Raw genomic sequence first — 10503 nt, 5'->3', positions numbered from 1 at the left:
ATCTCGCGCACCGTGTCATGCCCCACCGGCAACCGCTCCGCCACCCCACCCGCATCAACATCGCCGGCCGCGTCAACGCCGGCGTCAGCATCAGCATCAGCATCAGCATCAGCGCCAGCGCCAGCGCCAGTATCAAAGCCGTGGTCTTCGGGATACCCCGCCGCCTGATTCACAATGCACCGCTCAGCCTCTGCCACCTCCGCCGGGTCAACATGGCCAGGCACCTTGCGCAGCGCGTCAGCAATCATCTGCGCCGTCTCAAACGACACATCCCCCGCATAAAACGCGGCCGCAATCGCCGGAAACACGGGCCCAATCACACCACCCGAATACCCTTGATCAGGGCGTAGATCACTCGCGAGCAGGGCACGCTGCCGCAGCAGCCGATGAGACCTACGCGTAATGCGCTGCAGCACATCAACCCCGTCGCGACACCCCAACCGGCCCGCAAGCGTCTCACGCGTATCACCCACGCAACGCTCCACCACCGTGCCCTCGGCCCGCACAATCAACGCTTCGAGCTGCCGGGACGCCTGCTCAAGCCCGGTTACGAGAGCGAGCAGGGAGTCATCTGCGATGAGTGCGAACTCGCGGTCACCCATACGCTCAGAAAGGTCAGCCAGACCTGACACAAGCTGCTCCGCTTCAGCTTCAACGGTCAAATCCTCTGTCCCAGCTACATTGCTGGACATGATCTAAGTATATCACGCATACGGTAAACATGTTCGAAATCGCTTAAAGATACGAAACTAAAACACCAAGGAACACCGAAGCGAGCCCGGCACCAATTCAATTAAGAACCGGTGCCGGGCCCGCTCAGCAACAGCGCAAGAGTGAAACTACTCTGCCGCGAGAGCGGCGTCGAGCGCCTCCTTCAGCTTCGCATCGGCCTTGCCGTAGGCCGCCCAGTCACCCTTCTGCATTGCGGCATCACGATCCTTGATCGCGGCCTGCATCTGCTTGAGCGCTTCGTCGAGCGTCATTGTCGAACCAGCATCTGTCGAACCAGAACCAGATGAACCCGATCCGGCCGAGCCGTCTTCGTCAGTGGGCGCTTCGGCATCGGGATCCGGAGCTTCAGTGGGCGTATCGCCGTCACCGGCGTTCGCCCCCGAGTCACCCGCGAAGAGCGCGTCGAGCGCGCCGTCGAGGGTGTCCTCGAACGCGATCTGGTCACCGAACGACACCAGCACCTTCTGCAGGATCGGGAAGCTGGTACCCGACTTTGCCTTCACGTACACCGGCTGCACGTACAGCAGCCCGCCGCCCACCGGCAGTGTCAGCAGGTTACCGCTGATCACTTCACTCTCGCCCTGGCGCAAAATGTTGAGCAGGTTCGAGACCTTCGAGTCGGTCGTAAAGCTGTTCTGCACCTGACCGGGGCCAGGAATCGAGTTGCTCTTGGGCAGGGTGAGCATCTTCAGCGAACCGTAGTCCTTCGACACCTTGCCCTTCACGTTGCCCGCGTTCGAGTTCGCAGCGAGGTAACCCGTGAGAATGTCTCGCTGGGTCTCGCCCTCAGACGCCGGAATGTACGTCGAGTAAATCGAGTAGTTCGGGTCAGCCTTAGCACCCGCCGCGAGCGTCAGATAGTACGGCGGCTGCAAGAACTTCTGCGCGCTCGCCTGCGTTCCCGTGACCGGGTCATTGGGCGTGCGCCACTTATCTTCTTCTGAGTAGAACGCGTCGGGCTGGGTGACGTGGTACTCACCGAGCATGGCGCGCTGCACCTTGAACAGGTCTGACGGGTAACGCACGTGGCTCATGAGGTCGCCGCTCATCTCAGAGATGCTCGTGAGCGTGCCGGGGAAAATCTTGCCCCACGACTTCAGCAGCGGGTCTTCGGTGTCCCAGGCATACAGTTTCACCGAACCGTCGTAGGCGTCAACCGTGGCCTTCACCGAGTTGCGAATGTAGTTGATCGGCTTTGGCAGCGGGTTGCGCTCCTTGTTCGCCGAGTCAACGGTCAGCGCGTTCATGTCGGCTACCTCTGAGTAGGGGTAGTCGGCCGACGTGGTGTACCCGTCGATGATCCACACGATACGCCCGTCAACGACCGAGGAGTACGGCGACTCGTCAATCGTCAGGTACGGTGCAACCTTCTTGACGCGGTCGACAGGGTTGCGGTCGTAGAGAATCTGGGAGCCGTCAACCACGGCGCCCGACAACAGCACCTCCATGTCCTGGAATTTGAGCGCATAGATCAGTTTCGTGAAGATGTTGCTCAGCTCGGGGCCGCCGTCACCCTTAAAGGTGGTCATGTTCTGCAGGCCGCCATCACCCTCGGCGACAGCGTCTTCTGCCGCAGCGTCTTCTGCTGCAGCCTCGTCGGTGGCGGTATCGGTCTTATCGGCCTCAGCCTCAGTCGCGTCGGGCGCGTCTTCGGCTGACGCCTCTGCAATGCTCTCGGCGTCGGCCGGGAAGTCGAGCTCGATGGCCTTCTTGCGCTCTCCACCCACGATCGAATACTCGGGCGAGTTCTCGCCGAAGTAGACGCGCGGCTCAAACTCGCCGAGCTTACCGCTCGTCGGAATGCCGCTCTCAAGGAACACTGGCTCGCCGCCGGCAGAGCGCTGGTTGCCGTACGAGGCGACCAGACCGTAACCGTGCGTGTACACGAGCGTGCGGTTGTACCAGCCGCTCTGGTCACGAATGTCGATGTCTCGAATAGCCGAGACCGTATCTTCGATCTTGCCATCGATCTCATAGCGATCGACGTTCAGTGACTTGGGGAACTGGTAATACTGCCGGATCTGTTCAAGCTGCGCAAACGTGGGCGACACGACCTCGGGGTCGATGATACGAATGTTGGCGGTAGTCGCGGCGTCATTGCGCAGCGCCCCCGGCTCGGCGTCGGTGACCGCGTCGTAGCGTTCCTTTTCGACATCTTCAATGCCGTAGGCCGCCCGCGTCGCGTCAATGTTGCGCTGAATGTACTCGGACTCGAGGCTCTTCTCGTCGGGGTTCACCTGGAACTGCTGCACACCCCACGGGTAACCGACACCGAGCACGATGCTCGACACCAGAAACAGCGCCGTGCCCACAACGGGCAGCCGCCACTTGCCGGTCACAGAGGTGACAAAGAACAGCAGCGCCACAATGATCGCGATGCCCGCCAGAATCTGTTTACCCGGAATCAGTGCGTGCACGTCTTGGAACATGGCACCCGTACGAATACCCTCACCGCCGGTGAGCGTACGGTACTGGTCAAGCCACAGGCTCACACCCTGCAGCAGCAGGTAGACGCCAGCCAAGATGGCCGCCTGAATGCGGGTCGCCTTCGAGACGCGCACGTCGCGGCCCGAGAAGGAGATACCGCCGTACAGATAACTGGTGGCGACGCCCGCAATGAGCGACAGCATGATCACGGCTGACGCGAAGGCCACAATGCCCTGCAGCATGGGCAGGTCAAACATGTAGAACGAGACGTCGAGCCCAAACTGGGCATCTTTCTCACCCGTGGGCTCACTGTTGAGCCACAGCAGTGCACGCTGCCAGTTCGCGGCGGCCGCGAAACCGCCAAACAGACCGATGAGTGACGGCAACGCCCACTTCACGAGCCGGCGCAGCGGCTCGAATAGCTCCTGATACCGGTCGAGCTGCGCCGTCAGGCGCGCGTACACGGGGCGCTTGCGGTACGCGATATCGATCGCGAAGAATAGCGGCACGGCAAGGCCAAGAAAGCCGAGCACAAACATGGTGCCGGCGGCGATCCACTGTGTCGTCAGCACCGGCAAGAAGCCGACCTGCCGGTACCACAGCACCTCCGCGGCGACCGCGGCGGCTGCGAGAAAGCCGAGTATGAGGGCCACCACGATCACGATGGTCACCGCGAGCGGCGACATCCGGCGCGAGCGTGCGGCCTGAGCATGTACGTTCTGGTCGGTCACGTCTTCGTATTACTTCCTGTCCGAGCTTGCGCCCAGCAAGTGCGGGGCGCGGTCTACACCCTCGAGCCTATCGCGCAGGCGTCGCCCTGAGCTGACAATTGCTGCGTTCGATGCGGAGCGAAGCGCGCACCCTCCGCTCACTTCGCGCTAACCCTCCGCGACGCCGCCAGCGCTGCAGCGCTCGAGCCCAGCGACCTGGCCACCCGAGGCCGCCGTATCAATCGCTGCCGCCGCTTCGGCGAGCGTCGCTACGGGGGCCACGCGCAGCTCCTTTGGAAACCCTTCGACGTCTGCGCAGTTCGCCACGGGCATCAAGAACAGGTCACTGCCCGCCCGCTTGGCCGCCCAGGCCTTTTGTGTTAGCCCACCAATTGGGCCCACCTCGCCCTTGGCGGTGAGCGTGCCAGTACCCGACACGGCGAGGCCGCCAAGCTCGGGCGAGTCGCCGAGCCGGTCCATGATCGCAAGCCCAAAGATGAGCCCTGCACTCGGCCCCCCGATCTGCGGCACACTAATGTCAACCTCGCGCGGCAGCTCGAACGACGAAGCGATCACGACCCCGAGACGCGGGTCGCCCCCCGGGTTTTGCGGCTGCGGCGTCACCCGCACGCTGCGGTCTTTGCCTTCGCGCCGGATCCCGATCTCGATCTCACCGTCGGACGCAGATACCGCGGCATTCAGGTCATCGAAGCTTTCAAGCGGTGCACCGCCCACGCTCACGAGCTCGTCCCCCGCTTCGAGTAGTCCCGCAGCGGCCCCGTGTTCGTCGACTCCATCGACGCTGAGAGCCACTTTTACGGGCAACCCCAGCTCGGCGAACGCGGCGGCGGCGGCCTGCACCTGCGAATTGTCCATCTGCATCGATGTCACCTTCTCGCGCTGCTCGACGGTGATGCCTTCGGGATAAAAGTTGGTCACGGGCGCAATCGACTGCGACGGGTCAAACAGCGCCGGAATCAAGGCTGCCCAGTTGAGCGGCTTCTGCGGGCTGCCCGTGATCTGCACGGTCAAGAGGTTGAGTGCGCCCGCCGCCTCGGCGTCTTGCGCCTCTTTCTTTTGCCCCTCTACTGTGAGCACCGGCACATCTTCACCCTCGACCTGCACGGTGCCGAGCACATCGACGACCGGGCCGGGGCGCTCGATCGCATAGGGTGACGGAACGGTGGCCGCGAGCAAAACCGCGATCGCCACCAGACCCATTACGGTCTCCGTGCGGTTGGCGCGCACGAGTGCCCGCGTGCGCCGCCACAAGCGCACCAGTTTGCCCGGCCGCTTCGCCTCATTCGCTGGCCCTGAGTCCCCCGTGGGTGCGTTCTGCTCGTTCACGCTTGCGGGTTCGAAATTCACGGGTGCTCTTCTCGTTTGTGCGCTGCAGGTCTCGCCCACCGGCGGCGATGACCGTGCCTGTTCGCACTCGGCGCAACGCAACACGGCGGCCGCCCGCCAATCTAGCAGGCAGTTTCTGGCCGTGTGCCGTAGCGTTGAAGCTGCACCAATCTCACGAGGAGCCAAGACATGAGCACTGGCGACAACAATCGGCCTGACGACGCCGAGAACACCCCCGATTTTGAAGAACTGCAGCGCATGCTGCGTGACATGTTCTCGGGTAGCGGCACCCCGCAGGGCCCCGTCGATGCCGAGCAGTTCGCGAAGGCCGCAGGCATCCCCGTCGACCCCGCCACCCTGCAAAACCTGTTCAGCACGCTGCAGGGTGCGATGCAGCACCCGGGCGAGGGCATCGACTGGTCGGTCACCAGGCGCACCGCCCTCGAAGTGGCAAGCGATGGCACGCCCGCCGCTGACCCTGCGCCAGCGCTGCGCGCGTTTCCTGTCGCGGCGCTGTGGCTCGACGAGGCCACCGAGCTCGGCCCCACTCCAGATGCCCCGCGCGCTATCGGCCGTATCGAGTGGGTGCAGCAGAGCATCGACACGTGGGTGGCGCTCGCTGAGCCCGTCGCCGAATCCATCACGGGGGCGCTCATGAACGCGCTCAACCAACAAATGCCCGAGGAGCTCGGCGACGCCCTCAAAGGCGCGACCCCCATGCTGCGCAGCGTGGGCGGTGCGCTCTTCGCCGTGCAGCTGGGCACGATTATCGGCAAGCTTTCGGGAGAAGTGGTCTCTGCGGGCGACGTCGGCATTCCACTCTTCGAGGGCTCGGGACGCGAGGGCGGTGCCCTCATGGTGGGCGGCGTCAAGAAGTTCGCTGAGGGGCTCGACCAGTCGCTCGACACGGTCATGCTGTACCTTGCGGTGCGTGAGCTCGCGCACGCGCGCCTGTTCAGGCACACGAAGTGGCTCAGGCTGCACCTGCTCACTGCCATCACCGACTACGCGCGCGGTATCAGCATCGACACCGACCGGATCCAGGATCTTGCGCAGGATCTTGATCCGGAGCACCCCGAGCAGATTCAGGAGCTGATCGCGGGCGGGGCCCTGATTCCGCCGAAGACCGAGGCGCAGGAGGCCGCGCACGCGCGCCTCGAGACGATGCTCGCCCTGATCGAGGGCTGGGTCGATGTCGTCACGGCAGACGCTGCGAAGCGTATTCCCGGAGCGGAGGCCATCGCCGAGATGGTGCGCAGGCGGCGCGCCACGGGCGGGCCCGCCGAGCACGCGTTCTCATCGCTCGTGGGGCTTGAGCTGCGGCCGCGCAGGCTGCGCGACGCCGCCGCGCTGTGGCGGCTCGTGTCTGAGCGCGGTTCGGTTGCCGTGCGCGATGGCCTGTGGGCGCACCCCGATCTGCTGCCAACGAGCGAGGAGCTCGATCATCCGGCCCGACTCCTCGAGCGTTTGGGGCTCGCTGGGGGCTCCCCGACCACCGAGGTCGACGACTTCGACGCGGCGCTCGCGCAGCTACTCGATGGCGAACTGCCACCGCACGAAGCTGACAATGAGGGCGGCAACACGAACGGTGACAAGAATGACGACAAGAACGGTGACGCCCCGAGCAGCGACGTAACACCCGAGTAGCGGGGGGGTGCAGGTCGCGCCTGGTCGTCCACAGGCATCGCCAATGAGCTGTTTTTGGTGAGTTTGCAGCTTGACTGTGGATAACCCGCACGGGGCTACTTTCGCGTTCATACTCGGTCTATGGCACACCTCAAGATTGATCCAGATCTGCCGCTGTGCTGGGAAGACCCCGAGACGCTGCGTGTCGGCTTCGAGCGAGCGCACGCGCGCCTGCACGATCCTTCCCCTGGCGTGCAGCGGCTTCTGTATGCCCTCCTGCGCGGTATCGACCCCCGCCGCATCGCCGAATCTGCGAGCGCAGTAGGGATCACCACCCGCGAGGCCGAACTGGTGATCGATACGCTCGCGCCTGCGCTGGTATCGCCTCGTCAGTCTCCAGGCTCCCCGCCCGGCCTGCGCATGGCGATCTCAGACGACGGCCGGGCGGTGCCCTGGCTCGTCGAAGCGATCGCCGCCACTGGGTTGTGCGACCTGAGTTACGACTACGAGCGTGAGCTACCCGATCTCATCGTCTACGTTGAACGGTTTCTTGAGCCGCTCGAGCGCGCGCAGCGCTGGCTCATCGCTGGGGTGCCGCAGCTGCTCGTGCGGTTCACCGATACCGCGGTACACGTGGGCCCCATCGTTGAGCCCCCGGGCGTCCCGTGCCACATGTGCGTCACACTCGAGTTCATTGCTCGTGACCCGGCATACCCGGTGCTTGCGGCACAGCTGGCCGCCGTGAAACCGCAGAGCGAGACCCGTGCCGCTGTGGGCATCGCAGCAAGCATCGCGGCCGCGCTGATGACCGACTGGGTCGCGGGCGCCGGGCATGTGCACGCCACTCGCGTCGTGATTCCGACGTCACCCGTTCTTCTGGCCGCGGCTCCCCGCATCGAACAGGTAACACCGCACCCCGAGTGCGCGTGTACGCTGCGGAGATCATGCTGAACGCACGCCGTGGCTACACTGCGAGGCCGGCCTCTTCCAAGAACCGTGACGGCAGCCTGCGGCCGCGTGCCCCGCCCGCCACACCAGATAGCCGCAGCGAATCTTTCGCACGCGTGAACGCGACATAAGTGAGCCGCCGCTCTTCGTCGATTGCCGCGTCATCTACCGCGTGCGCGATAGGCAGCACCCCTTCGGCCAAACCCACGACGTGCACGAGCGACCATTCAAGGCCCTTGGCAGCGTGGATCGCGCTCAGCGTGACAGCTTGCAACGTTGGTTCGTGCTGGGTGCGCTGCCTGGCGAGCAGCTCCTCACTGAACTCCTTGATCGTGGCACCCTCGGGCATCTCGTCCACGAGTGACAGCACCGCCGCAAGCGCCTCCCACTTGTCGCGTGCCGCTGCTCCCTCGGGCGCACGCGCCGTCCATCCGCCCGCACGCAGCACGTCACTCACGATTTGAAACAGTGGCCTGGTGTCGCCCACCTTGGCTTCACCTCGAATGAGCATCACGGCCTGGCGCACATCAGCGCGGTCAAAAAATCGCTGCGCGCCGTGCACGCGCGTATTCACCCCCGCGAGTTGCAGCGCTTGCTCGAACCTGGCCGACTGCGCGTTCGTACGATAGAGCACGGCAATCTCTGACGGTGGTGTGCCCGTCGCAATGGCGTCGCGCACCGACCCGGCCACGGCCGCCGCTTCGTCACTCTCAGACGCAAACCAACCGAAACTGGGCGGCGCTGATGATGCTGCCGATGTCGCAGCCGGTTGCCCGGCTTTCGCCCCGGTGTCGCGGTGCGCACGCAGGGTGAGCGCGCCCGGCTGGTCACGCATCAGCTTGTTCGCGAGGCGCACGACCGGCTCGGTAGAGCGATAGTTACGCTCGAGCCGTATCTCGCGCGCGTTCGGGTACTCAGCACCAAAACCGAGCAGGTACGAACTCGATGCGCCCGCGAACGAGTAAATCGTTTGGCTCGCATCGCCCACCACACACAGGTCGTCGCGGTTGCCCAGCCATGCCGACAGCAGGGCGTGCTGCAGTGGCGAGACGTCCTGGTACTCGTCTACGGTGAAGAAGCGATAGCGCTCGCGCACCTGCATCGCGACCCGCGGCTCCGCCTCGAGCATGCCCGTCATAAGCACCAGCACGTCTTCAAAGTCGATCTGCCGCCGCTCCTCGAGCAGGCTCGCATAGCCGCGGTGCACATCAAGCAGCTGCTCTGCAGTGAGGCCCTGCGGCAGCGGGCGATCCGGCAGGCGCGTCTCATAGTCATCGAGGCTAAGCATGGAGGTCTTGCGCCACTCGATCTCGGCGGCCACATCGCGCACGGTTTCGCCGCTCGCGCGCAGTTTCATCGCCTCGAGCACCTGTGACAGTACGGCAGATTTGCCGGGAATGATCTGCGGGGCGGCGCCGCCCACCAGGTCGGGCCAGAAGTGCCCGAGCTGGGCGAGGGCAGCGCCGTGAAAGGTCTGCGCGCGCACGCCGTCTGCGCCCAGCGCACGCAGCCGCCCCTGCAGTTCGCCCGCGGCCTTACGCGTAAAGGTCACCGCGAGCACTCGATCCGGAGCGTAGACACCCGTGCGCACACCGTGCGCGATGCGGTGCGTGATCGCTCGTGTCTTGCCAGTGCCCGCTCCCGCGAGCACCACGACCGGGCCACGCAGAGCCTCGGCGATGTCACGCTGGTCGGGATCGAGGCCCGACAGGATCGGGTCCCCCGTCTCGCTCACGCGCCCTCCTCACACCAGCGATCGAGCAGCCAGCGTGCGATCGACAGCGGCCCGGGCAGCGTCACACCCGGCGGCGGGGTGCGCAGCTCGTCGCGACTAAACCAGCGCAGCTCCGAGATTTCGGCGGTGTCGGGGCTGAGCGCGTCTGGCGCCTGCCCTGCGGCGAGTCTGGCACGAAACCCGAGCATCAACGACCGGGGAAACGGCCACGGCTGCGAGGCGACATAGCGCACCTCACCGAGCCGCACACCAGACTCCTCAAACACCTCGCGACGGGCAGCCTGCTCGAGCGACTCACCGGCCTCCACGAAGCCCGCAAGCAGAGAAAACCGGCCCGCCTCCCACAGCGTATTCGAGCCGAGCAGCACGCGATCGTCGTGCTCGATCAGCACGATGACCGCGGGGTCAGTACGCGGAAAGAACTCACGCCCGGCCGCGTCGGTGCGCGCCCAGCCACCCTGTGCCGGGTGAGTCACCGAACCGTCTGCACCAGAGAACCTCGCAGCCTCATGCCAGCGCAGCAGCGCAGACGCCGCCGCCACTAGTTCGCGCTCGGACTCTTCAAGCCCGAGCGCCGCCTCGAAGGTCGGGCGCCAGCGCGACTCAGCATCGGTGTCAGACGCCGCTTCGTCTGCGGCGGCAGCGCGTGCGAAGACGGGCGCGCCAGCTACGCGACCGAGAAACACGTGCGCGACCCGGCCGTCGTCGTGGGCGAGCCGCCACGGGCCGCTCGTGGGGGCGAGGGCGAGCCGCTGCTTGCCCTGCTCGCCCTGCTTACCCTGCTTGCCCTCAGCGAGCTGCGTCACTGGGATCTCTGTGCCGCGCAGGCGCAGAAGACGCGCTCGAGGGTCGTTCCAGGCTTCGGCCAGTAGGTCGTCGCTCAGTCTCGAGGGGGCGTCTCGGTCAAGGGTTCCCTGCGCGAGCGGTGGTACTGCCTGGTCCATCGATTCTCCTCCTTGCGCGTGGCGCGACCCTGCC

Annotated in this window: 7 protein-coding genes; 2 read left to right on the top strand and 5 right to left on the bottom strand. The window is 65.2% G+C overall.

Going from position 1 to position 10503, the window contains the following annotated elements; genetic code table 11:
• The 3 genes from ACXR2W_RS13570 to ACXR2W_RS13560 form a co-directional block, all read right to left on the bottom strand.
• The coding region (locus ACXR2W_RS13570; RefSeq protein ID WP_489948863.1) for a DUF222 domain-containing protein at positions 1–692 on the bottom strand (692 nt) is incomplete at its 3' end.
• A 147-nt stretch (positions 693–839) separates the two neighbouring features.
• Complete coding sequence (locus ACXR2W_RS13565) at positions 840–3890, bottom strand: UPF0182 family membrane protein (protein WP_458816839.1); 3051 nt, start codon at positions 3888–3890, stop codon at positions 840–842.
• Between the two features lie 147 nt (positions 3891–4037).
• The gene (locus ACXR2W_RS13560; protein ID WP_458816837.1) at positions 4038–5237 is read right to left on the bottom strand and encodes a YlbL family protein; all 1200 of its coding nucleotides are present in this window, start codon (positions 5235–5237) and stop codon (positions 4038–4040) included.
• Positions 5238–5405: 168 nt separating this feature from the next.
• Between ACXR2W_RS13560 and ACXR2W_RS13555 the strand changes: the two genes are divergently transcribed.
• Positions 5406–6863, top strand: coding sequence for a zinc-dependent metalloprotease (locus ACXR2W_RS13555; protein WP_458816835.1), 1458 nt, complete (start codon positions 5406–5408; stop codon positions 6861–6863).
• A gap of 120 nt (positions 6864–6983) precedes the next feature.
• Positions 6984–7793 carry a hypothetical protein gene (locus tag ACXR2W_RS13550; RefSeq protein WP_458816833.1) on the top strand — a complete coding sequence of 270 codons (810 nt, stop codon included), beginning with the start codon at positions 6984–6986 and terminating at the stop codon, positions 7791–7793.
• 13 nt (positions 7794–7806) lie between these two features.
• On the opposite strand, the gene ACXR2W_RS13545 is transcribed toward ACXR2W_RS13550, so the two are convergent.
• Entirely contained in the window at positions 7807–9525 is a 1719-nt protein-coding gene (locus ACXR2W_RS13545; protein WP_458816831.1) for an ATP-dependent helicase, read from the bottom strand.
• Entirely contained in the window at positions 9522–10469 is a 948-nt protein-coding gene (nudC, locus tag ACXR2W_RS13540) for an NAD(+) diphosphatase (protein ID WP_458816829.1), read from the bottom strand. Before nudC ends, ACXR2W_RS13545 begins: the two co-directional genes overlap by 4 nt.
• Positions 10470–10503: the final 34 nt, after the last annotated feature.

The sequence above is a fragment of the Leucobacter faecis genome (genome assembly GCF_054456695.2).
This window is presented reverse-complemented; position numbering and strand designations above follow the sequence as displayed.

Coding starts and splice junctions, on each gene's coding strand:
- ACXR2W_RS13555 (WP_458816835.1), top strand. CDS start 5,406: ATGAGCACTGGCGACAACAATCGGCCTGACGACGCCGAGAACACCCCC.
- ACXR2W_RS13550 (WP_458816833.1), top strand. CDS start 6,984: ATGGCACACCTCAAGATTGATCCAGATCTGCCGCTGTGCTGGGAAGAC.
- nudC (WP_458816829.1), bottom strand. CDS start 10,469: ATGGACCAGGCAGTACCACCGCTCGCGCAGGGAACCCTTGACCGAGAC.